The organism is Streptomyces sp. NPDC051578, from assembly GCF_044454045.1.
In the GTDB taxonomy this organism is placed as follows: Bacteria; Actinomycetota; Actinomycetes; order Streptomycetales; family Streptomycetaceae; genus Streptomyces.
The window spans coordinates 1,220,112-1,242,610 of the sequence record NZ_JBITDH010000001.1 but is presented as its reverse complement, the minus strand read 5'-3'; the positions used below and the strand labels follow the sequence as shown (position 1 = coordinate 1,242,610).

At 72.3% G+C, this 22,499-nt stretch carries 22 protein-coding genes; 17 read left to right on the top strand and 5 right to left on the bottom strand.

Going from position 1 to position 22,499, the window contains the following annotated elements:
• The first annotated feature begins 39 nt into the window (after positions 1-39).
• Positions 40-1,194 carry a D-alanine--D-alanine ligase family protein gene (locus ACIA6C_RS05540; RefSeq protein WP_399273102.1) on the top strand — a complete coding sequence of 385 codons (1,155 nt, stop codon included), beginning with the start codon at positions 40-42 and terminating at the stop codon, positions 1,192-1,194.
• Between the two features lie 115 nt (positions 1,195-1,309).
• On the opposite strand, the gene ACIA6C_RS05535 is transcribed toward ACIA6C_RS05540, so the two are convergent.
• Positions 1,310-1,810 carry a DUF3515 domain-containing protein gene (locus ACIA6C_RS05535; protein WP_366081671.1) on the bottom strand — a complete coding sequence of 167 codons (501 nt, stop codon included), beginning with the start codon at positions 1,808-1,810 and terminating at the stop codon, positions 1,310-1,312.
• Positions 1,811-1,832: 22 nt separating this feature from the next.
• Complete coding sequence (locus tag ACIA6C_RS05530; protein WP_190186891.1) at positions 1,833-2,066, bottom strand: Lrp/AsnC family transcriptional regulator; 234 nt, start codon at positions 2,064-2,066, stop codon at positions 1,833-1,835.
• 245 nt (positions 2,067-2,311) lie between these two features.
• On the opposite strand from ACIA6C_RS05530, the gene ACIA6C_RS05525 reads away from it, so the two are divergent.
• Together ACIA6C_RS05525 and thiD are read left to right on the top strand one after the other, a co-directional pair.
• Positions 2,312-3,295: a thiamine-phosphate kinase gene (locus ACIA6C_RS05525; RefSeq protein ID WP_329198635.1), complete on the top strand. Its 984-nt coding sequence runs from the start codon at positions 2,312-2,314 to the stop codon at positions 3,293-3,295.
• Positions 3,292-4,101 carry a bifunctional hydroxymethylpyrimidine kinase/phosphomethylpyrimidine kinase gene (gene thiD / locus ACIA6C_RS05520; RefSeq protein WP_399273099.1) on the top strand — a complete coding sequence of 270 codons (810 nt, stop codon included), beginning with the start codon at positions 3,292-3,294 and terminating at the stop codon, positions 4,099-4,101. The genes ACIA6C_RS05525 and thiD overlap by 4 nt, the downstream gene beginning before the upstream one ends.
• 135 nt (positions 4,102-4,236) lie before the next feature.
• On the opposite strand, the gene rpmB is transcribed toward thiD, so the two are convergent.
• Positions 4,237-4,422 carry a 50S ribosomal protein L28 gene (gene rpmB / locus ACIA6C_RS05515; protein ID WP_007266795.1) on the bottom strand — a complete coding sequence of 62 codons (186 nt, stop codon included), beginning with the start codon at positions 4,420-4,422 and terminating at the stop codon, positions 4,237-4,239.
• A 229-nt stretch (positions 4,423-4,651) separates the two neighbouring features.
• Between rpmB and ACIA6C_RS05510 the strand changes: the two genes are divergently transcribed.
• The 9 genes from ACIA6C_RS05510 (at position 4,652) to mutM (ending at position 13,690) form a co-directional block, all read left to right on the top strand.
• Positions 4,652-6,298: a DAK2 domain-containing protein gene (locus ACIA6C_RS05510; protein ID WP_399273095.1), complete on the top strand. Its 1,647-nt coding sequence runs from the start codon at positions 4,652-4,654 to the stop codon at positions 6,296-6,298.
• A 26-nt stretch (positions 6,299-6,324) separates the two neighbouring features.
• On the top strand, positions 6,325-8,523 hold the full coding sequence (recG, locus tag ACIA6C_RS05505; protein ID WP_399273093.1) for an ATP-dependent DNA helicase RecG: 2,199 nt from the start codon (positions 6,325-6,327) through the stop codon (positions 8,521-8,523).
• 70 nt (positions 8,524-8,593) lie between these two features.
• The gene (gene rsmD / locus ACIA6C_RS05500; RefSeq protein ID WP_361128128.1) at positions 8,594-9,172 is read left to right on the top strand and encodes a 16S rRNA (guanine(966)-N(2))-methyltransferase RsmD; all 579 of its coding nucleotides are present in this window, start codon (positions 8,594-8,596) and stop codon (positions 9,170-9,172) included.
• A 14-nt stretch (positions 9,173-9,186) separates the two neighbouring features.
• Positions 9,187-9,666, top strand: a complete 480-nt coding sequence (gene coaD / locus ACIA6C_RS05495) for a pantetheine-phosphate adenylyltransferase (protein WP_361129738.1) — start codon at positions 9,187-9,189, stop codon at positions 9,664-9,666.
• Positions 9,667-9,769: 103 nt separating this feature from the next.
• Positions 9,770-10,807, top strand: coding sequence for a cell division initiation protein (locus tag ACIA6C_RS05490; protein ID WP_399273091.1), 1,038 nt, complete (start codon positions 9,770-9,772; stop codon positions 10,805-10,807).
• Positions 10,808-10,947: 140 nt separating this feature from the next.
• On the top strand, positions 10,948-11,598 hold the full coding sequence (locus ACIA6C_RS05485; protein WP_190186916.1) for a DUF177 domain-containing protein: 651 nt from the start codon (positions 10,948-10,950) through the stop codon (positions 11,596-11,598).
• Positions 11,599-11,600: 2 nt separating this feature from the next.
• Positions 11,601-11,774, top strand: a complete 174-nt coding sequence (gene rpmF, locus ACIA6C_RS05480; protein ID WP_003965982.1) for a 50S ribosomal protein L32 — start codon at positions 11,601-11,603, stop codon at positions 11,772-11,774.
• Between the two features lie 19 nt (positions 11,775-11,793).
• Positions 11,794-12,654, top strand: coding sequence for a ribonuclease III (gene rnc / locus ACIA6C_RS05475; protein ID WP_399273089.1), 861 nt, complete (start codon positions 11,794-11,796; stop codon positions 12,652-12,654).
• A 166-nt stretch (positions 12,655-12,820) separates the two neighbouring features.
• Positions 12,821-13,690, top strand: coding sequence for a bifunctional DNA-formamidopyrimidine glycosylase/DNA-(apurinic or apyrimidinic site) lyase (gene mutM / locus ACIA6C_RS05470; RefSeq protein WP_361128118.1), 870 nt, complete (start codon positions 12,821-12,823; stop codon positions 13,688-13,690).
• Here mutM and ACIA6C_RS05465 read toward each other — a convergent pair.
• The gene (locus tag ACIA6C_RS05465) at positions 13,663-14,067 is read right to left on the bottom strand and encodes a helix-turn-helix domain-containing protein (protein ID WP_361128115.1); all 405 of its coding nucleotides are present in this window, start codon (positions 14,065-14,067) and stop codon (positions 13,663-13,665) included. The two genes, mutM and ACIA6C_RS05465, sit on opposite strands and share 28 nt — an antisense overlap.
• Positions 14,068-14,195: 128 nt before the next feature.
• Between ACIA6C_RS05465 and ACIA6C_RS05460 the strand changes: the two genes are divergently transcribed.
• Positions 14,196-14,798, top strand: coding sequence for a flavodoxin family protein (locus ACIA6C_RS05460; RefSeq protein ID WP_399273086.1), 603 nt, complete (start codon positions 14,196-14,198; stop codon positions 14,796-14,798).
• Positions 14,799-14,891: 93 nt separating this feature from the next.
• Here ACIA6C_RS05460 and ACIA6C_RS05455 read toward each other — a convergent pair whose 3' ends face one another.
• Complete coding sequence (locus tag ACIA6C_RS05455) at positions 14,892-15,752, bottom strand: CAP domain-containing protein (RefSeq protein ID WP_399273084.1); 861 nt, start codon at positions 15,750-15,752, stop codon at positions 14,892-14,894.
• 129 nt (positions 15,753-15,881) lie between these two features.
• Between ACIA6C_RS05455 and ACIA6C_RS05450 the strand changes: the two genes are divergently transcribed.
• The 4 genes from ACIA6C_RS05450 (at position 15,882) to ACIA6C_RS05435 (ending at position 22,474) form a co-directional block, all read left to right on the top strand.
• Complete coding sequence (locus ACIA6C_RS05450) at positions 15,882-16,163, top strand: acylphosphatase (RefSeq protein ID WP_366081669.1); 282 nt, start codon at positions 15,882-15,884, stop codon at positions 16,161-16,163.
• A 349-nt stretch (positions 16,164-16,512) separates the two neighbouring features.
• Complete coding sequence (locus ACIA6C_RS05445) at positions 16,513-16,722, top strand: hypothetical protein (RefSeq protein WP_136213338.1); 210 nt, start codon at positions 16,513-16,515, stop codon at positions 16,720-16,722.
• A 304-nt stretch (positions 16,723-17,026) separates the two neighbouring features.
• The gene (locus ACIA6C_RS05440; RefSeq protein ID WP_399273081.1) at positions 17,027-20,827 is read left to right on the top strand and encodes an AAA family ATPase; all 3,801 of its coding nucleotides are present in this window, start codon (positions 17,027-17,029) and stop codon (positions 20,825-20,827) included.
• A gap of 210 nt (positions 20,828-21,037) precedes the next feature.
• Entirely contained in the window at positions 21,038-22,474 is a 1,437-nt protein-coding gene (locus ACIA6C_RS05435; RefSeq protein ID WP_399273079.1) for a sugar porter family MFS transporter, read from the top strand.
• Positions 22,475-22,499 lie beyond the last annotated feature (25 nt).

Genomic DNA, 22,499 nt, shown 5'->3' with positions numbered 1-22,499 from the left:
GTCCTTTCCGGACGTCCGAGCGGGTACTCTCGTGGCGATATGAGCAGCGAGAACCTCCCCCAGACCCCTGAGCAGCAGGGCCGCAAGCCCCGCGTGGCCGTCGTGTTCGGCGGCCGCAGCTCGGAACACGCCATCTCGGTCGTCACGGCGGGCGCCGTGCTGCGCTCCATCGACCGGTCCAAGTACGAGGTGCTGCCGATCGGCATCACCACGGACGGCCGGTGGGCGCTGACCGCCGACGAGCCCTCCCGGATGGCCATCGCCGACCGGAAGCTCCCGAACGTCGACCAGCTCGCGGAGTCCGAGGAGGGCGCCGTCGTCCTCTCCGTCGACCCGGCGAACCGCGAGGTCGTCTACACCGAGCCGGGCGCGGTTCCCAAGGCCCTGGGCGAGGTCGACGTCGTCTTCCCCGTGCTGCACGGCCCGTACGGCGAGGACGGCACCCTCCAGGGGCTCCTGGAACTCGCCGGCGTCCCCTACGTCGGCTCCGGCGTCCTCGCCTCGGCCGTCGGCCAGGACAAGGACTACATGAAGCGGGTGTTCACCTCGTTCGGGCTGAACGTCGGCCCCTACGTGACCATCCGCCCCCGTGAGTGGGCCGACCCGGAAGCCGCCCGCGGCAAGATCCTGGACTTCGCCGCCGAGCACGGCTGGCCGCTGTTCATCAAGCCCGCCCGAGCCGGCTCCTCGATCGGCATCACCAAGGTCGACGACGCCTCCGCCCTCGACGCGGCCGTCGCCGAGGCCCAGCGCCACGACCCGAAGATCATCGTGGAGGCGCTGCTGCGCGGCCGCGAGATCGAGTGCGGCGTGCTGGAACTCCAGGACGGCCCCCGCGCGAGCGCCCCGGCCGAGATCCCGCCGGTCTCCAGCCACGACTTCTACGACTTCGAGGCGAAGTACATCGACTCCGCCTCCGGGATCGTGCCCGCCCCGCTCACCCCCGAGCAGACCGCCGAGGTGCAGCGGCTCGCGATCGAGGCCTTCGAGGCCGCGTCCTGCGAGGGTCTGGTCCGCGCCGACTTCTTCCTCACCGAGGACGGCACCTTCGTCATCAACGAGATCAACACCATGCCGGGCTTCACCCCGATCTCCATGTACCCGCGCATGTGGCAGGAGTCGGGCGTCGAGTACCCGGAGCTGGTCGACCTCCTGATCCAGGCCGCCCTGCGCCGCTCCACCGGACTGCGCTGAGCCGGGCCGGCCCGCACGCACGAAAGGACCGCCCGCCGGATCTCCGGCGGGCGGTCCTCGTGGGAACGGGGGCGCGGGCGGTGCCCGGCGGCGGCAGGCACCGGGTGGGCGGGCCTCAGTAGGAGGAGATGCCCTCCGGAACGGTCTTGGCGACCGCCGCGGAGAGCCCGACCAGCATCTGCGCGTCGGTGGCGTGCTCCTTGTCCACCCGGACTTCGGTGTACGCCAGCCGCAGCCCGGTCGTGAACCGGTAGCCGCCGCCCTCGCCGTCCGGCAGCTTCTCCACCAGCCAGCCCACTCCGTTGACCTCGACGCCGTCCTGCTTCGGATCGGCCATCCGCGGCGGCTTGGGGATGCCGCACCGCAGTACGATCGCCGAGCCGCCCCACGCGGCGGTCAGCGGCGACCGAGGTGTGGTGCCGGTCCGCTCCAGACCGGCCACCGTGTCCGGGAGCTCCTCGTGCAGTGCCGCACAGAGTCCCGCGACATCGGCGGGCGGCGTGGGCGGTGGCTCCAGCCGGGCCGGCGAACCGTCCGGAGCGCAGCCCGCGAGGGCCAGCAGGGCGGTGCAGGCGGGCAGGGCCAGGAGACGCAGCGGCCGGCGGTGGACAGACATCACCGGCCAAGAGTAGACGGGGCTACAGATGGACCACGGGGCAGGTCAAGGTGCGGGTGATCCCCTCCACCTGCTGGACCTTGGCGACCACCATGCGGCCGAGATCGTCGACGGTGTCGGCCTGTGCGCGCACGATCACGTCGTACGGGCCCGTCACGTCCTCGGCTTGGATCACCCCCGGGATCCGGCCGATGGACTCGGCGACGAACGACGCCTTGCCCACCTCGGTCTGGATGAGGATGTACGCCTGTACCACGGAACCTCCAGGGCGGCCACGAGGATCATTTCCCCTAACCTTCGGTTGGGCCCTGGAATTGCGGGTGGGCCCGGGGAAGAAGGGACGCCACGGTACCGCGTCGCCGAGCGCCGCGGGGAGACCCGCGAGCCCGGCACCACGCACGGCGGGGCGCACATGGAGCAGAAGTTGACGTATCTGTTGACGGTACCCAGAGCTGTGACGGCTCGCGACCGCAAGCGGACTGGGCAAGAAGGGGCACAGCGATGAAGGGCACTGTGGGCGAGCTGGGGGAGTTCGGGCTCATTCGGGAGCTCACCTCACGGCTCACCACCACCCCGGCGGTCCGGCTCGGACCCGGGGACGACGCCGCGGTGGTGTCGGCCCCCGACCGACGGGTCGTGGCGAGTACGGACATCCTGCTGGAAGGCCGGCACTTCCGGCGCGACTGGTCCACGGCCTACGACGTCGGCCGCAAGGCCGCCGCCCAGAACCTCGCCGACATCGCCGCCATGGGCGCGGTGCCGACCGCGCTCCTGCTCGGCCTCGTCGTACCGGCGGAACTGCCGGTGACCTGGCCCACCGAGCTGATGGACGGCATCCGCGACGAGTGCCAGGTCGCCGGCGCGGCCGTGGTCGGCGGCGACGTGGTGCGCGGCGACACCATCACCGTCGCCATCACCGCCCTCGGCGACCTGCGCAACCACGAACCCGTGCTGCGCTCCGGCGCCCGGCCCGGCGACGTGGTGGCCGTCACCGGCTGGCTGGGCTGGTCAGCGGCCGGTTTCGCCGTGCTCTCGCGCGGCTTCCGCTCCCCGCGGGCCTTCGTGGAGGCCCACCGGCGCCCCGAGCCGCCCTACCACGCCGGTCCCGCCGCCGCCGGCCTCGGCGCCACCGCCATGACCGACGTCAGCGACGGCCTGGTCGCCGACCTCGGGCACATCGCCGAGGCCAGCAAGGTACGGATCGACCTGCGCTCGGCGGCCGTCGACATCCCGAGCCAGATGTACGACATCGGCCAGGCGGTCGGCGTGGACCCCCTCCAGTGGGTCCTCACCGGCGGCGAGGACCACGCCATCGTGGCGACCTTCCCGCCCGACGTGAAGCTGCCCGCCCGCTGGAAGGTCATCGGCGAGGTGCAGAACCGCTCCGCGCTGCCGCAGGTGACCGTCGACGGCGCCCCCTGGACCAGCACCGGCGGGTGGGACCACTTCGGCGCCGACCCGGCCGCCGAGGAGCCCTCGCGGTGAACCGCCCGCCGCTGTGCCTGACCGTCGCCGGATCCGATTCCGGCGGCGGCGCCGGCATCCAGGCCGACCTCAAGACGATGCTGGCGCTCGGCGTGCACGGCATGAGCGTCGTCACCGCCGTGACCGCCCAGAACTCGCTCGGCGTGCAGGGCGTCTGGGAGCTGCCCGCCGAAGCCGTCAGGGCCCAGTACCGGGCCGTGGTGGACGACATCGGGGTGCAGGCCGTCAAGACGGGGATGCTGTCCTCGGCGGTCCTCGTGGAGACGGTGGCCGAACTCCTCGCCGGAACCGCCGCCCCGGTGGTCGTGGACCCCGTGGGCGTCTCCAAGCACGGCGACGCGCTGCTCGCCGCCTCGGCGCTGGACGCCGTACGCGGGGAACTGCTGCCCCGGGCCACGGTGGCGACGCCGAACCTCGACGAGGTGACGCAGCTCACCGGCGTCGTCGTCGAGACCGAGGACGACATGCGGCGGGCCGCCGACGCGGTCCTCGGTCACGGCCCGCGCTGGGCCCTGATCAAGGGCGGCCACCTGACGGCGCACGCCGACGAGGCCGTGGACCTGCTGACCGACGGCGCGGCGGAACACTGGCTGCGCGCCCCCCGGTACGACAACCGGCACACCCACGGCACCGGCTGCACCCTGGCCAGCGCCGTCGCGGCGGGCCTGGCACAGGGCCTCGACGTACCCGCTGCCGTCAAGGCGGCCAAGGAGTACGTCACCGGCGCCATCGCGGCCGGCTTCGCGCTCGGCGCGGGCATCGGCCCCGTGGACCACGCCTGGCGCCGTCGGCGCCCTCGGTCCTGAGGCTGCCCGGGAACGACGCGTGGGGCCGGCGGGTTCACCGGCCCCACGGCGCGCGGGAAAGGCAAAAGGCCGGTCCACGAGGTGGACCGGCCTTCTGGGCAACCGGAAAGGGCTGCGCTACGACGACGGAAGGCGTCAGCGCGAGACCTTGCCGGCCTTGATGCACGAGGTGCAGGCGTTGAGGCGCTTCGGCGTCCCATTGACCACGGCACGGACGCGCTGGATGTTCGGGTTCCAGCGACGCGAGGTGCGGCGGTGCGAGTGGGAGATGTTGTTGCCGAAGCTCGGCCCCTTGGCGCAAACGTCGCAGTTGGCAGCCACAGGTCACTCCAAAGACTTCAGATGCACTTACAGTGAATCCGGCGCACCGGAATCAGAGATCCGAAGTGGTTTGCCGGGGGAATGGCCCGACTCTCATCGGGCAACCGGAGCAGCATACAACGACTGCGCCCGTCCAAGAAAACTACCATGGGCTCCGCCGGCCCCGCCCCGGACGGCCGGCCTTCGTTACCCTGCGGTGAACCCTGGCCCGCACAAGGAGGAACGCCCGGTGCCGCACGAGCCTGCGCCGCAGCCCGCCGACGAGCTCGACGCCGAAGCGGTGCGCACCTGGAGCTCTCTGGCCCTGGCCGCCCTGGACCGGGCCCGCGAGGACATCGACGCCATCAACGTCTACCCCGTCGCCGACGCCGACACCGGCACCAACCTCTACCTCACCGCCGAGTCCGCCGACCGCGAGCTGGCCGCCGCCTTCGGGGACGCGACGCGCACCGCCGCCGCCCCCTCCCTGCCCGAAGCCGTACGGGCCTTCGCGCACGGCGCCCTCATAGGCGCCCGGGGCAACTCCGGCACCATCCTCGCGCAGCTGCTGCGCGGGGTGGCCGACGTACTGGGCGCCGAACCGGGGGAACGGGCGCCCGGCCCGATGCTCGCGCAGGCGCTGACCCGGGCCGCCGAAGAGGCGTACCAGGCCGTCGCGCACCCCGTCGAGGGCACCATGCTCACCGTGGCCACCGCCGCGGCGCGGGCGGCCGGCGCCGCCGCGGGGACCGCCGCCGACGTGGCCCGCGCCGCCTACGACGGGGCCCGCGCCGCCCTCGCCGAGACCCCGGGACAGCTGGCCGCGCTGGGCCGGGCCGGGGTGGTCGACGCCGGGGGCTGCGGGGTGGTCGCCGTACTGGGGGCGCTGTGGCAGGCACTGTCCGGCCAGGAACCCGCCCCGGAACCCGTACGGGGGCGGGCCGTGCCCGTACCGCAGCCGCCGCAGCCCTGCGACGCGCAGGACCGGGGCGGCCCCGCGTACGAGGTGATCTACCTGCTGGAGGCCACCGAGGCCGCCGTGGCCACCCTGCGGACCCGGCTCGACGGGCTCGGCGACTCGCTGGTGGTGGTCGGCGGCGAGGGGCTCTGGAACGTCCACGTCCACGTCGACGATCCCGGGGCGGCGGTGGAGGCCGGGGTGGTCGCCGGGCGGCCCTACCGCATCCGCATCACCCACTTCGGCGACGAGCGGCGCCGCGCGCGCACCGAGCGCGTCCAGCGGGCCGTGGTCGCCGTGGTCCCGGGCGAGGGGCTGGCCGTGCTGTGCGGGGACGCGGGCGCGACGACCGTCCTCGCCCGCCCCGGGGAGGCGCCGGCGGCCGCCGCGCTGGCCGACGCGATCCACCGGGCCCACGCCCGCGAGGTGGTCGTGCTGCCCAACGACAGCGAGTGGCGCGCGGCGGCCGCCGCGGCCGCCGAGGCGGCCCGCGCCGACGGCGTACGGGTCGCCGTGATCCCCACCCGCTCGGCGGTCCAGGGCCTGGCCGCCCTCGCCGTGCACGACGGGGACGCCACCTTCGACGAGGACGTGGTGGCCATGACCGCCGCCGCGGGCGCCACCCGCTACGGGGAACTGGCCGTCGCCGAACGGCAGTCCTTCACCTCCGCCGGCATCTGCCAGGCCGGCGACGTGCTCGGCCTCATCGACGGGGACGTCGCCGTCATCGGATCCGGCCTGCCGGAGACCGCGGAGGCCGTCCTGGCGCGGATGCTCGGCTCCGGCGGTGAACTGGTCACCCTCGTCCTGGGGCCCGAGGTCCCCGACGCGCTCGCCGCGCGCCTGGAGGCGTACGTCCAGCACGGGCACCTGGCCGTCGACACCGTCACCTACCGGGGCGGCCGGTACTCGGCGCCGCTGCTCATCGGGGTCGAATAGCCGCGTTGTCGGCGCCATGGTGTGCAATGGAACACGTGCCCGCGCTCGACGAAGACCTCAAGAAGACGCTCGGCCCCGCCACCGCGAAGGTGCTGGCCGAGCAGCTCGGCCTGCACACGGCCCTGGACCTGCTCCACCACTACCCCCGGCGGTATGCGGAGCGGGGAGAGCTCACGCCCCTGGCCGACCTCGCCGACCAGATCGACGAGCACGTGACGGTCGTCGCGCAGGTCGCGGACGCGAGGCTGCTCACCTACCAGGGCAGCAGGGGCGGCGGGAAGCGCCTCGAAGTCACCATCACCGACGGCAGCGGCCGGCTCCAGCTCGTCTTCTTCGGCGCGGGCGTCCACAAACCCCACAAGGACCTGCTGCCCGGCAGCCGTGCCATGTTCGCGGGCAAGGTCGGCATGTTCAACCGCAAGCTCCAGCTCTCCCACCCCGCCTATGAACCGCTCGGCGCCGACGCCTCCGACCGGGACGCGGCCACCGCCTTCGCGGGCCGGCTCATCCCGATCTACCCGGCCTGCGCCAAGCTGGAGTCCTGGAAGATCGCCAAGTGCGTGGACGCCGTACTGCCCAGGGCCCGGGAGACCGTGGACCCGCTCCCCGCGGCGCTGCGCGAGGGGCGCGGCCTGGTCCCGCTCCCCGAAGCCCTGCTCAAGATCCACCGGCCCGGGACCAAGGCCGACATCGAGGACGCCCGGCAGCGCCTCAAGTGGGACGAGGCCTTCGTCCTCCAAGTCGCCCTCGCCCGCCGCCGGCACGCCGACTCCCAGCTCCCCGCCGTTGCGCGCCGCCCCGCCCCCGGCGGACTGCTCGACTCCTTCGACGCGAAGCTGCCCTTCACCCTCACCGAGGGCCAGCAGAGCGTCTCCGCAGAGATCTTCGACGACCTCGCCACCGAACACCCCATGCACCGCCTCCTCCAGGGCGAGGTCGGCTCCGGCAAGACGCTGGTCGCACTGCGGGCCATGCTCGCCGTCGTCGACTCCGGCGGGCAGGCCGCGATGCTCGCGCCCACCGAGGTGCTCGCCCAGCAGCACCACCGCTCCATCACCGAGATGATGGGCGAGCTCGCCGAGGGCGGGATGCTCGGCGGCTGCGACCAGGGCACCAAAGTGGTGCTGCTGACGGGCTCCATGGGCGTGCCCGCGCGGCGGCAGGCGCTCTTGGACCTGGTCACCGGCGAGGCCGGCATCGTCATCGGCACGCACGCCCTGATCGAGGACAAGGTGCGCTTCCACGACCTCGGCCTGGTCGTCGTGGACGAACAGCACCGTTTCGGGGTGGAGCAGCGCGACGCGCTGCGCTCCAAGGGCAAGCAGCCCCCGCACCTGCTGGTCATGACGGCGACCCCGATCCCGCGCACCGTCGCCATGACCGTCTTCGGCGACCTGGAGACCTCCGTCCTCGACCAGCTCCCCGCCGGACGTTCCCCGATCGCCACGCACGTGGTCCCCGCCAAGGACAAGCCGCACTTCCTCGCCCGGGCCTGGGAACGGGTCCGCGAGGAGGTCGAAAAGGGCCACCAGGCGTACGTGGTGTGCCCCCGCATCGGCGACGGGGCGGACGACCCGAAGAAGAAGTCCGTCGAGGACGAGAGCGAGAAGCGGCCCCCGCTGGCCGTCCTGGAGATCGCCGAACAGCTGGTCAAGGGGCCGCTCGCCGGGCTGTCGGTCGAGGTGCTGCACGGCAGGATGGACCCCGCTGACAAGGACGACGTGATGCGCCGCTTCGCGGCCGGCGAGGTCAAGGTGCTCGTCGCCACCACCGTCATCGAGGTCGGGGTGAACGTCCCGAACTCCACCGTGATGGTGATCATGGACGCCGACCGGTTCGGCGTCTCGCAGCTCCACCAGCTGCGCGGCCGGGTCGGCCGGGGCTCCGCGCCCGGGCTGTGCCTCCTGGTCAGCGAGATGCACGAGGCCAGCCCCGCCCGGGCCCGCCTCGCGGCCGTGGCCGCCACCCTCGACGGGTTCGAGCTGTCCCGGATCGACCTGGAGCAGCGCCGCGAGGGAGACGTCCTCGGCCAGGCCCAGTCGGGCGTGCGGTCCTCGCTGCGGATGCTGGCGGTCATCGAGGACGAGGAGGTCATCGCCGAGGCCCGTGAGGAGGCCGGCCGGGTGGTCGCCGAAGACCCCGAGCTGACCGGCCTGCCGGGCCTGCGCACCGCGCTCGACGCCCTGCTGGACACCGAACGCGAGCAGTACCTGGAGAAGGGCTGACCGGTACGACATATCGTTGGAGCCCACAAGCATCCCCGCACTCCCCACCCTCCCCACCCGAAGGACCCAGATGACGCGCGTGATCGCCGGCAGCGCCGGCGGGCGACGGCTGGCCGTGCCCCCCGGCACCGGAACCCGCCCGACCTCGGACCGGATGCGCGAAGGGCTCTTCTCCACCTGGGAGTCCCTGCACGGTGTGGACGGCTCCCGCGTACTGGACCTGTACGCCGGCTCCGGCGCCGTCGGCCTGGAGGCGCTCTCGCGCGGCGCCGACCACGCCCTGCTGGTCGAGCCCGACGCGAAGGCCGCCAAGGCGATCCGCGACAACATCAAGGCGGTCGGCCTGCCGGGCGCCGACTTCCGGGCCGGGAAGGCGGAGCAGATCGTCGCGGCGGCGCCCCAAGGGGAGCCCTACGACATCGTGTTCCTCGACCCCCCGTACGCCGTCGGCCACGATGATCTCCGGGAGATCCTCCTCACACTCCGGTCCAATGGCTGGATCACGGACGACGCACTGGTCACCGTGGAGCGCAGCACCAGGAGCGGCGCCTTCCCGTGGCCCGAGGGCTTCGAGCCGCTCCGGTCGCGCAAGTACGGTGAGGGCACCCTTTGGTACGGACGCGCCGCTTTCACCAGCGAAGACTCATGAACGAGGGAGTTCAGTTGCGCCGCGCAGTCTGTCCGGGGTCCTTCGATCCCATCCACAACGGACACCTCGACATCATCGGACGCGCCTCCAGACTGTACGACGTCGTGCACGTCGCCGTGATGATCAACCGGTCGAAGCAGGGCCTGTTCACCGTCGAGGAGCGGATCGAGCTGATCCGCGAGGCGACGGCCGACTACGGCAACATCCAGGTCGAGGCCTTCCACGGCCTGCTCGTCGACTACTGCAAGCAGCGGGACATCCCGGCCATCGTCAAGGGCCTGCGCGCGGTCAGCGACTTCGACTACGAGCTCCAGATGGCCCAGATGAACATGGGCCTGTCGGGCGTCGAAACCCTGTTCGTCCCGACCATCCCCACCTACAGCTTCCTGTCCTCCTCGCTGGTCAAGGAGGTCGCGGCCTGGGGCGGCGACGTCGCCCACCTGCTCCCCGCGCACGTCCACGCGGCGCTCCTGGAACGGCTGCGCGACCGCTGACCGCAGGGCGTTCCCCCAGCCGGTCCCGCACGTCCACCCCGCGGCCTTAAAGTCGTCCCGTCCGACTCGGGAACCGCCCGAGGCCGAGAGAGTGCGAGCCCCCATGGACGTGCAGAAGAAGCTCGACGAGATCGTCGCGGCCGTCAGCGGCGCCCGGTCCATGCCCATGTCGGCGTCCTGCGTGATCAACCGCGCGGAGCTGCTCGCCGGGCTGGAAGAGGTCCGCAAGGCGCTCCCCGGCTCGCTCGCCCAGGCACAGGAGCTCATCGGCGGGCGGGACCAGATGGTCGAGGAGGCCCGCCGGGAGGCGGACCGCATCATCGAGTCCGCACACGCCCAGCGGGGTTCGCTGATCTCCGACACCGAGATCGCGCGGCGGGCGCAGGCCGAGGCCGACCGGATCCTGGCGGACGCCCGCCGGGAGGCCGGGGAGATCCGGGCCGAGGCGGACGACTACGTCGACAGCAAGCTCGCGAACTTCGAGGTCGTCCTCAGCAAGACCATCGGCTCGGTGGACCGGGGGCGCGAAAAGCTGCTGGGCCGCGGCCCGGGGCTGGACGAGCACGGGTACCCGGAAACCGACGCCCCCGAGCGCAGCAGCGACCCGCAGACGCAGCGCGAGCAGGCGGACGCGTACGTGGACACCAAGCTGGCCACCTTCGAGGCGGTGCTCTCCAAGACCCTGGAGGCCGTCGGCCGGGGCCGCGAAAAGCTGCTGGGCCGGGTGCCCACTGACGACCTGGGCGCGCACATGGCCGCCCAGGACGCCGCGGACGCCTCGCACTCCCGATCGGCGAGCGACGCGGACTTCCTGGCCGGCCTCGCCGAACCCGCGGCCGTGCCCGCCGCGGCCCCGGTCCCCGCCCAGACCCGCCAGGAACCGGCCTACGACGCGTACGCCTACGAAGCGCAGCCGCAGCCGCAGCAGGACCCGTACTCCGGCTACCAGGACCCGTACGGCTACCAGCAGCAGGTGCAGCAGCCGGACCCGTACGGGATGCCCTACCAGCAGCAGCCCGATCCCTACGCGGCGTACCAGCAGCCCCAGGCGCCCCAGCAGCCCGCGCTCGACGAGACCAGCTTCTTCGACACGAGCATGATCGACTTGGACCAGCTGCGGCAGTACGGGCAGGGACGCTAGGCCGGATTGGGCGCTGGGCGCGGCGCCGGGTATCCTGGCTGTTCGGTCGCGCGTATGCACCGCGATCCATGCTGCCCTTAAGTGCCTCACTTGTGGCGCAGTCTTTGATCTTCAGCGATCTGTGAAAGCAGGAACCGGCCCTGAACACCCGCCTCGACCACCGCAACCCCCTCGTGTTCGACACGCACGAGCTGGGTCGGCGTCCTGGTGCCATGCAGCGGCTGTCCCGCGAGATCGCGGCGCCGGCGGACCTCGGTCTCGCCGACGTCATCGGAGTGCCGGAAGGCGCCCCGCTGAAGCTCAACCTCCGGATGGAGTCGGTCATGGAAGGGGTGCTTGTCACAGGCACCGCTCGTGGCCGGGCCGTGGGGGAGTGCGTAAGGTGTCTGGAGACCGTCGAGCGTGAGCTCAAGGCGGACTTCCAGGAGATGTTCTCGTACCCTGACGCCGACGACCGGACCCGCTCGAAGGCGGAGCCGGCCGACGACGCCGAGGACGACGAGGACACGCTCCACCTTGAGGACGGCTTGTTCGACCTCGAACCCGTGCTGCGTGACGTGGTGGTGCTCGCACTGCCGCTGCAGCCGGTGTGCCGGGAGGACTGTCTCGGACTGTGCCCCGAATGCGGGCTCAATCTGAACGAGGACCCGGACCACCACCATGACGCCGTCGACATCCGTTGGGCGGCTCTGCAGGAACTCGTCGTGACCGATCAGGACGACGAGAAGGACAACATGAGCGGCACTGCATCTGACGGAGTTCAGAGCGCCGCCGAGAAGCAGGAGAAGTAGCCGTGGCTGTTCCGAAGCGGAAGATGTCGCGCAGCAACACGCGCCACCGCCGGTCGCAGTGGAAGGCTGCGGTCCCCACCCTGGTTTCGTGTGAGCGTTGCCAGGAGCCGAAGCTCCAGCACATTGCGTGCCCGAGCTGCGGCACCTACAACAAGCGCCAGGTCCTCGAGGTCTGAGCGGCTGGTGAGAGGCGCAATGTCTGAGCTGTCCAACGCTGAGAAGCAGGCAGACAGTAACAACGCGGCCTCGTCCCACGTGCTTCTGGAAGGGCGGCTCGGGTACCAACTCGAGTCCGCCCTTCTGGTGCGTGCGCTGACCCACCGCTCGTACGCGTACGAGAACGGCGGTCTGCCCACCAACGAGCGCCTGGAGTTCCTCGGGGACTCCGTGCTCGGCCTGGTGGTCACCGACACGCTGTACACGACCCACCCCGACCTGCCGGAAGGCCAGCTGGCCAAACTGCGGGCCGCGGTGGTCAACTCGCGTGCACTGGCGGAGGTCGGGCGCGGCCTCGACCTCGGCTCCTTCATCCGGCTCGGCCGGGGCGAAGAGGGCACGGGCGGCCGGGACAAGGCCTCCATCCTCGCCGACACCCTAGAAGCGGTGATCGGCGCGGTCTACCTCGACAAGGGCCTCGACGCGGCCTCGGAGCTGGTCCACCGGCTCTTCGACCCGCTCATCGAGAAGTCCTCCAACCTCGGGGCCGGCCTGGACTGGAAGACCAGTCTCCAGGAGCTCACGGCGGCCGAAGGCCTTGGTGTACCGGAGTACCTGGTCACCGAGACCGGACCGGACCACGAGAAGACCTTCACAGCTGCCGCTCGCGTCGGTGGTGTCTCGTACGGCACCGGCACCGGCCGCAGCAAGAAGGAAGCGGAACAGCAGGCGGCGGAGTCCGCGTGGCGCGGGATCCGTGCCGCGGCGGACGAGCGGATCGCGGCGCAGGCCGCGGCCGCCGCTGCAGCGGCGGCGGTCCCGGCCTCGGCCGGCCCCGACGACGCCACGGCCATGGACGGTGGGGCGCCGACGCCCGCCCGTCCGGCGCCGGGCGCCTGACGCTTCCTTCGGGAACCACTGCCCGCCCCTGCCGCGCAGGGGCGGGCGTCCCGTTTTCCGGGGCCCGCCTCCCCGGCCCGTCCGTCCGGCCCGCGCGGGAGGGCCGCAGGGGCGGGCCGGTAGGCTCGCGGGTGAGCCGCAAGAACGTACCCGTCGGAGGAACACCGTGCCCGAGCTGCCCGAAGTCGAAGTGGTGCGGCGGGGGTTGGAGCGCTGGGTGGCCGGGCGGACGGTCGCGGCCGTCGAGGTACTGCATCCGCGCGCCGTACGCCGCCACCCCGGCGGCGGGGCCGACTTCGTCGCCCGGCTGACCGGCCAGACCTTCGGGGTGCCGATGCGGCGCGGCAAGTACCTGTGGCTGCCCCTGGAGGGCCGGGACCTGTCGGTGCTCGGGCACCTCGGGATGAGCGGGCAGCTGCTGGTGCAGCCGACCGAAGCGCCCGACGAGAAGCACCTGCGGATCCGGGTGCGGTTCGCGGACGACGCCGGGACCGAGCTGCGCTTCGTGGACCAGCGCACCTTCGGCGGACTTTCGCTGCACGAGACCGTCCCCGAGAGCCCCGACGGGCTCCCCGACGTCATCGCGCACATCGCGCGCGACCCGCTGGACCCCCTCTTCGACGAGCCCTCCTACCACCTCGCCCTTCGGGCCAAGCGGACCACCCTCAAGCGGGCGCTGCTGGACCAGTCCCTGATCAGCGGGGTGGGCAACATCTACGCGGACGAGGCGCTGTGGCGCGCGAGGCTGCACTACGAGCGCCCCACCGCCTCGCTCACGCGCCCCCGGAGCGCGGAACTCCTCACGCACGTCCGGGACGTCATGAACGCCGCCCTCGATGTCGGCGGCACCAGCTTCGACAGCCTCTACGTCAACGTGAACGGCGAGTCGGGCTACTTCGACCGCTCGCTCGACGCGTACGGGCGCGAGGACGAGCCCTGCCGGCGCTGCGGCACGCCGATGCGGCGCCGGCCGTGGATGAACCGGTCGAGCTACTTCTGCCCGCGCTGTCAGCGGCCGCCGCGACTGCCGTCGTAGGTCTGCCGGGAGGCCAGGACCTCGGGCATGCTGCCCTCCACGAAGTGGATCAGCGACAGCAGCCGGTCGGCGACCTCCCGGCCCAGCGGCGTCAGCTCGTAGTCCACGCGCGGCGGGTTGGTGGGCTGGGCGTCGCGGCTGACGATGCCGTCCCGCTCCAGCGCGTGAAGCGTCTGGGAGAGCATCTTCTCGCTCACGCCCGCGACCCGGCGGCGCAGCTCGTTGAACCGGCAGGGGCCTTCGCGCAGGGCGCCCACCGTGAGGCTGCCCCAGCGGCCGGTGACGTGCTCCAGGGTTTCCCGCGACGGGCACGTACGCGCGAAAACGTCGAACGGGAGGTCCGTGTACGTCGTCTCGGGACAGAGGGGTTTCTCCATGCCACAAGCGTACCCCTCCACAGCGCTAACCAGATGGTTGCGCTTTCCAAAAGTTAGTGCTTTTCTTGTGTGCGCCGCCACCGCCCACCGCGGGGCGGGCGCCCCGAGCACTTCTTAGGAGAACCGCCATGTCCGCCCTCACCCACGCCCCCGTCGTCTCCATCGCCTACCACTCCGGATTCGGGCACACCGCGGTCCTCGCCGAGGCCGTCCGGGCCGGTGCCGTCGAGGCCGGGGCCACGGTCCACCTGATCAAGGTCGATGAGATCGACGACGCGCAGTGGGCGCTCCTCGACGCCTCCGACGCGATCGTCTTCGGCTCGCCGACCTACATGGGCACCGCCTCGGGCGCCTTCCACACCTTCGCCGAGGCCACCTCGAAGCGCTGGTTCGGCGACGTCTGGCAGGACAAGGTCGCCGCCGGCTTCACCAACTCCGGATCGAAGAACGGCGACAAGTCCGGCACGCTGGGCTTCTTCCAGACCCTGGCCGCCCAGCACGCCATGAGCTGGGTCAACCTCGGTCTCAAGCCGGGCTGGAACACCAGCACCGCCTCCGAGAACGACCTCAACCGGCTCGGCTTCTCCGCCGGTGCGGCCGCCCAGACCCACAACGACCACGGTGTGGAGGACGTCCACAAGGCCGACATAGCCACCGCCGAGCACCTCGGCCGGCGCGTCGCGCAGCACACGCGTGTCATCGTGGCCGGCCGCGCGGCGCTCGCCGTCTGAGTCCGCTCGCGGAAGGCCCATGGCCGGAGGTGGGCGCTGGGCCGAAAGGCTGGGCGCCGGAGCCCTGGACGGGAAACCGGGCAGGAACCTGGGCTAGAAGCCGAAGTCCTGGGTCCACCAGGGGCCGCCGGCGCCGAAGTAAGCGCCGACACCCAGGGTGCGGAACTCACAGTTGAGGATGTTCGCCTTGTGGCCCGGGCTGTTCATCCAGGCGTTCATCACCGAAGCCGCGTCGCCCTGGCCCCGGGCTATGTTCTCGCCGCCGAGGCCGGAGATGCCGGCGGCCTGGGCCCGGTCCCAGGGGGTGCGCCCGTCGGGGTCGGTGTGGTCGAAGAAGCCCCGGACCGCCATGTCCTTGCTGAACGCCGCCGCCAGGGAGGCCAGCGGGGGGTTCGCCCGGACCGGGCCGCATCCCGCCTGGGCGCGCACCTGGTTCACCAGGGTGAGGACCGCCGCCTCCTCGGAGGAGTGGCCGTCACCCGTCGCGGGGACCGGGACGACGGGCTTGGGCGCGACGGGCTTGGGCGCGACCGGCTTGGGGGCCGCCGGCTTCGGGGCGGCGGTGGTCTTCGCCGGCTCCGGAGCCTTGGAGGACGCCGTGGGTGTGGGCGTGGGCGACGGGGAGGCGGAGGCCGAGGGGGAGGGCGAAGCGGACGGGGTGGGTGAGGCACTGCTCGCTTCGGCGGAGGGCACGGCCCGGCCCGGCAGCCCGGCGAGGCCGCCCTGCTGCTGCAGGGAGCGGCCGGCGTCCGGCGTCGGCGAAGCCTTGGCCTCGGTCTTGGAGCCGGAGTCCGTACCCACGTAGGGGAAGGAGTCGCCGACCGGTACGAGCCCGGTGGTGACGGCCGCCGTTCCGAGGACCACGGCGACGGAGACGCCCAGCAGACCGTTGCGCACGACGGTGCGGCGCTTGCTGCCGCTTGACGGTGCGGCGTGGAGTCGGTGGCGTCCCATCCGGCTGGCCTTCCTTGCAAGATCATCCCTAACACACCCAAATGGGTGAGTTCATCGGTGCGCGACTGTACGCCATGGGTCCAGGGGGGTGATGTGCCTGGAAAGTGATCGTCCGGTTAGCGTTCACGCATGAACGAAGACGTCCGGCTGACCGCATGGGTGCGCGGCCGAGTACAGGGAGTGGGCTTCCGCTGGTTCACCAGGGCCTATGCGCTGGAGATCGGAGGCTTGGCCGGCTTCGCGCTGAACCTGGACGACGGCCGAGTACAGGTGGTGGCCGAGGGTCAACGTGAGAATTGCCACCGGCTGCTGGAGTGGCTGCGCTCGGCCGACACGCCCGGGCGGGTGGACGGAGTAACAGAGATCTGGGGCACACCGCGCGGTGGCTACGACGGGTTCGCCATCCGGTGACCGATCAGCCGATCATGGGCTGATCGGTTCCGCGGGCGGGTTGCACCGCCTCGGAACTGCGGATTCCTCGCGGAGGCGTTGCCGCGCCCGGCGAAACGTGGAAGGCTCGGAGATGAGGACGATCTCCGCTCACCGTGCGGCGCCCGGGCTGCCCGCCGATACAGGGCGTGATCGTGTTGACCGTCAAACTTTTTGGTGAGACGCTGGAAGCCCCGCGCACCTGAGCTGTTCGGCAGCGCTGACAGTAGTAAGCGCAGTGACTGACGGTCGCTGACGGACCGCCGCGGGTGCGATTCCCTCACGACCCACACCGCTTCGGTCGGTCACTCAGTGTGGAGGACCATCCATCATGGCAAAGGCGCTTCTCGGTTACGTCGGCGGTTCTGACCCGCGACTCCTCGCCGAGATGCGACGGCTTCAGCAGCGCGTCCAGGACCTCGAGTCCGAACTCGGACGGATCCAGTCCGAAAACGACGCACTGAACGCGGCCGCCGCTCAGCACGGAGACACGTTGCTGGACACCCTCGACGTATCCCAGGCGGAGCCTGCGCTCACCTGATCCGCGCTCTCGCGTCGACGCTAGACTCCAGCCAGCACGATCTGCAAGGGACGCTTCGGCGTCCCTTCTTCCTTTCCCCGGCCGTTCCCGGCCGTCTCCTCGGCCTCGCCTCGCCCTCGCCGCTTCCGCCTCGCCCTTCCCGCCGGCCCCTTCCGCCGCGGCCTCCCGCGTCCGCGGCCGTCCCTGTCTGGTACCCGTGCGCCGATCGGGGGCATTGGGCCGGATGGGGGCCGTTTCCTTTAGCGTCTGATCTGCCCGGGACCTTCAAGGGCGAAACCGAACGTGAAAGGTAGAGTCCGGCGGCGTGCACCTCAAGTCCCTGACCCTGCGTGGCTTCAAGTCCTTCGCTTCCGCCACCACCCTGCGGTTCGAACCCGGGATCACCTGCGTCGTGGGCCCGAACGGCTCGGGGAAGTCCAACGTGGTGGACGCGCTGTCCTGGGTCATGGGGGAACAGGGGGCCAAGTCCCTGCGCGGCGGGAAGATGGAGGACGTCATCTTCGCGGGCACGACGGGCCGCCCGCCGCTCGGCCGCGCCGAGGTGTCCCTGACGATCGACAACTCCGACGGCGCCCTGCCCATCGAGTACGCCGAGGTCACCCTCACCCGGATCATGTTCCGCGGCGGCAGCAGCGAGTACCAGATCAACGGGGACACCTGCCGCCTGCTCGACATCCAGGAGCTGCTCTCCGACTCCGGCATCGGCCGCGAGATGCACGTCATCGTCGGACAGGGCCAGCTGGACTCGGTCCTGCACGCCGACCCGATGGGCCGCCGCGCCTTCATCGAGGAGGCGGCCGGGGTGTTGAAGCACCGCAAGCGCAAGGAAAAGGCGCTGCGGAAGCTGGACGCGATGCAGGCGAACCTCGCCCGCGTGCAGGACCTCGGCGACGAGCTGCGCCGCCAGTTGAAGCCGCTCGGGCGGCAGGCGGCGGTGGCGCGCCGGGCAGCGGTGATCCAGGCGGACCTGCGGGACGCGAGGCTGAGGCTGCTCGCCGACGACCTCGTCACGCTGCGGGGGGCGCTGGAAGCGGAGATCGCCGACGAGGCGGCGCTCAAGGAGCGCAAGGAATCGGCGGAGCGGGAACTCGCGGGCGCGGTGCGGCGCGAGGCGGAGCTGGAGGAGGCCGTACGGGACCTCGCGCCGCGACTGCAGCGGGCGCAGCAGACCTGGTACGAGCTGTCCCAGCTCGCCGAACGGGTGCGGGGGACGGCGTCACTGGCCGAGGCGCGGGTCAAGTCGGCCTCGGCCCCGGCGGAGGAGGAGCGGCGCGGCCGCGATCCCGAGGAGCTGGAACGAGAGGCCGAGCGGATCCGCGAGCAGGAGGCGGAGCTGACGGCGGCGCTGGAGGCGGCCTCGCGGGCGCTGGAGGACACCGTCGAGCACCGGGCGGAGCTGGAGCGGGCGCTGGCCGAGGAGGAACGGCGGCTGCGGGACGCGGCGCGGGCCATCGCCGACCGGCGCGAGGGCCTGGCCCGGCTGACCGGGCGGCTGGGCGCCGCGCGGTCGCGGGCGGGCGCGGCACAGGCGGAGATCGACCGGCTGGTCGCGGCGCGGGACGAGGCGCGGAGCCGGGCGGAGGCCGCGCAGGCGGAGTACGAGGCGCTGGCGGAGGAAGTCGCGGACGGGGACGAACCGTCGGCGGAGGCGGAGTACGAGGCGGCGCGTGCCGGGCTGGAGCAGGCGGAGGCGGCGCTGGCCGGGGCGCGCGAGGCGCTGACCGCGGCGGAGCGGTCGCGGGCGGCGGTCTCCGCGCGGCGGGACGCGCTGGCGCTGGGCCTGCGGCGCAAGGACGGCACCGGGGCGCTGCTGGCGGCCCGGCTGGGCGGGCTGCTGGGGCCGGCGGCGGAGCGGGTGCGGGTGGCTGCGGGGTACGAGGTCGCGGTGGCGGCGGCGCTGGGCGCGGCGGCCGACGCGGTGGCGGTCGCGTCCCCGTCCGCGGCGGCCGATGCCCTCCGCCACCTCCGCGAATGCGACGCCGGCCGCGCCACCCTCCTGATCACCCCCCACCCCCCCGCCCCGGTCCCGCCCCAGACGGCCCCCGGCCCCACCCCGCCCCAGCGCCCCCCGCAGGCCGCCCCTTCGGGCTCCGCCTCCGGCGCGGCCCCCGTGGTCCCCGCGCCGCAGCGCGTCCCGCAGGGCGACACCGGGGGCCGGGCCCTGGCCGGGCCCGCCACGCAGGGCGGTGCCCTCGGCGGGGTCATGAACGGAGCAGGACGCGAGGGTGGAACCGGCGGGCCGCAGGGGCGGCCTGCGGCGGGTGGCCCGGTGGGCCTGGGCGTCGGCGGACCCGCGGCGCAGGGGGCCGTACCCGCCGCGGAGTTGGTGGACGGGGACGCCGGGGTCGTGCGCGCCGCGGGGTGGGTGCTGCGGGAGTACGTCGTCGTCGGGACCCTGGCACAGGCCGAGGCGGTCGTCGCCGAGCACCCCGAGCTGGTCGCCGTGACCGCCGACGGGGACGTGCTCGGTACCCACATCGCCCATGGCGGCTCCGCCGGGGCGCCCAGCCTCCTCGAAGTGCAGGCCGCCGTCGACGAGGCCGACGCCGAACTGACCCGCCTGGACGCCGAGTGCGCGGAACTCGGCGCCGCCCAGGCAGCCGCCCAGGACCGGCGCAGCGCCGCGGCAGCCCTCGTGGAAGAGCTGGCCGGGCGGCGCCGGGCCGGGGAGCAGGCCAGGGCCCGGGTCGCCCAGCAGCTCGGCCGACTCGCCGGCCAGGCGAAGGGCGCCGCGGGCGAGGCCGAGCGCAGCGCCGCCGCCGCGGCCCGCGCGCAGGACGCGCTGGACCAGGCCCGCCTGGAGGTCGAGGAGTGCGCCGAGCGGCTCGCGATCGCCGAGGAGGCGCCCGTGGACGAAGAGCCCGACACCTCCGCGCGGGACCGGCTCGCCGCCGACGGCGCCAACGCCCGTCAGACCGAGATGGAGGCACGGCTCCAGCTCAGGACCCACGAGGAGCGGGTCAAGGGCCTGGCCGGCCGCGCCGACTCCCTCGACCGCGCGGCCCGCGCCGAACGCGAGGCCCGCACCCGTGCGGAGCGCCGCCGGCAGCGGCTGCGCCACGAGGCCGAGGTGGGCCGGGCCGTGGCCGACGGGGCCCGGCAGCTGCTCGCCCACCTGGAGGTGTCGATCGTCCGCGCCGACCTGGACCGGAACCTCGCCGAACAGGCCAAGGGCCTGCGGGAACAGGAGCTCGCCGACGCCCGCGCCCGGGGGCGCGACCTCAAGGGCGAGCTGGACAAGCTCACCGACTCCGTGCACCGGGGCGAGGTGCTCGGCGCCGAGAAGCGGATGCGGATCGAGCAGGTGGAGAGCCGGGCGCTGGAGGAGTTCGGGGTCGAGGCGGCCGGACTGGTGGCCGAGTACGGGCCGGACCAGCCCGTCCCGCCGTCACCGCCCGCCGAGGGCGAGGAACTCCCAGAGGACCCGGAGCACCCCCGCAACCGCCCCGGTCCCTTCGACCGCGTCCGCCAGGAGAAGCGCCTCAAGGCGGCCGAGCGCGCCTACCAGCAGCTCGGCAAGGTCAATCCGCTCGCGCTGGAGGAGTTCGCTGCCCTGGAGGAGCGCCACAAGTTCCTCAGCGAGCAGCTGGAGGACCTCCGCAAGACCCGGGCCGATCTCCTTCAAGTCGTGAAAGAAGTCGACAAGCGGGTGGAGCAGGTCTTCACCGAGGCGTACCGGGACACGGCCAGGGAGTTCGAGGGCGTCTTCGCGCGTTTGTTCCCGGGCGGCGAGGGCAGGCTCGTCCTCACCGATCCGGACGACATGCTGTCCACCGGGGTGGACGTGGAGGCCCGGCCGCCGGGCAAGAAGGTCAAGCGGCTCTCCCTGCTCTCCGGCGGGGAGCGCTCGCTGACGGCCGTGGCCCTGCTGGTCTCCATCTTCAAGGCCCGGCCCAGCCCGTTCTACGTGATGGACGAAGTGGAGGCAGCCCTTGACGACACCAACCTGCAGCGGCTCATCCGCATCATGGCGGAGCTCCAGGAAAGCTCCCAGCTGATCGTCATCACGCACCAGAAGCGGACGATGGAGATCGCGGACGCCCTCTACGGCGTCTCGATGCAGGGCGACGGCGTGTCGAAGGTCATCAGCCAGCGGCTGCGGTGACGGGACCGCCGCCCCCCCGGCCCCGTGCATTCAAGAAGTGAAGTTCAATTCCCTCTCGCGTAACCGAGGCCGGGTATTGACTTCATAAACTGAACACATAGGCTCTGCTCCGCTGCCTTTTCCCTTCGGGTGGTGCAGGTTGTTCACCTGTGCCCCACTGGAAGGAACCACCCCCACCCGCCACCGCAGCCGGGCACGCAGGAGCAGACCTTGACCAGCAGGAGCACAGAGCAGGCGTCGGCCTCGGGCGGCGGACGCCCGCCCCACCCCGACCACCTCGGGCACGTCATCTTCATCACCGCGGCCGCGGCCATGGGCGGTTTCCTCTTCGGATACGACAGCTCGGTGATCAACGGCGCCGTCGTCGCGATCCGCGACCGCTTCGACGTGGGCTCCGGGACCCTCGCCCAAGTGATCGCGGCAGCCCTGATCGGCTGCGCGCTCGGCGCGGCCACCGCCGGCCGCATCGCCGACCGGATCGGCCGAATCCGCTGCATGCAGATCGCCGCCGCCCTGTTCACGGCGAGCGCCATCGGCTCCGCCCTCCCCTTCGCCCTCTGGGACCTCGCGCTGTGGCGCGTCATCGGCGGCTTCGGCATCGGCATGGCCTCCGTCATCGGCCCCGCCTACATCGCCGAGGTCTCGCCGCCCGCCTACCGGGGTCGGCTCGCCTCGTTCCAGCAGGCGGCCATCGTCATCGGCATCGCCGTCTCGCAGCTGGTCAACTGGGGCATCCTCAACCTCGCCGACGGCGACCAGCGCGGCAAGATCGGCGGCTTCGAGGCCTGGCAGTGGATGCTCGGCGTGATGGTCGTCCCCGCCGTGCTCTACGGGCTGATGTCCTTCGTCATCCCGGAGTCCCCCCGCTTCCTGATCTCCATCGGCCGCGACGCGGACGCCAAGAAGGTGCTGGCCGAGGTCGAGGGTTCGGGCGTCGACCTCGAAGCGCGCGCCGCCGAGATCGAGCACGCGATGCGCTCCGAGCACAAGTCCACCTTCCGGGACCTGCTCGGCGGCCGCTTCGCCTTCCTGCCCATCGTCTGGATCGGCATCGGCCTGTCCGTCTTCCAGCAGCTCGTCGGCATCAACGTGATCTTCTACTACAGTTCCTCGCTGTGGCAGTCGGTCGGTATCAACCCGACCAGCTCGTTCCTGTACTCCTTCACCACCTCGATCATCAACATCGTCGGCACCGTGATCGCGATGATCTTCGTGGACCGGCTCGGCCGCAAGCCGCTCGCCCTGATCGGCTCCGTCGGCATGGCGGTCTCCCTCGCCTTCGCCGCCTGGGCGTTCTCCTACAAGGAGGGCACCGGCGACAACATCACGATGCCCGACACCCAGGGCACGGTCGCGCTGGTCGCCGCACACTCCTTCGTGCTCTTCTTCGCCCTGTCCTGGGGCGTGGTGGTGTGGGTGCTGCTCGGCGAGATGTTCCCCAACCGGATCCGCGCCGCGGCGCTCGGCGTCGCCGCCGCCGCCCAGTGGATCGCCAACTGGGTCATCACCGTCACGTTCCCGACGCTGTCCGACTGGAACCTGTCCGGGGCGTACGTCATCTACGCGGTCTTCGCCGCGCTCTCGGTCCCGTTCATCCTCAAGTGGGTGCCGGAGACCAAGGGCAAGGCGTTGGAGGAGATGGGGTAATCCTCCCCGCCACCACCCCTCTCCT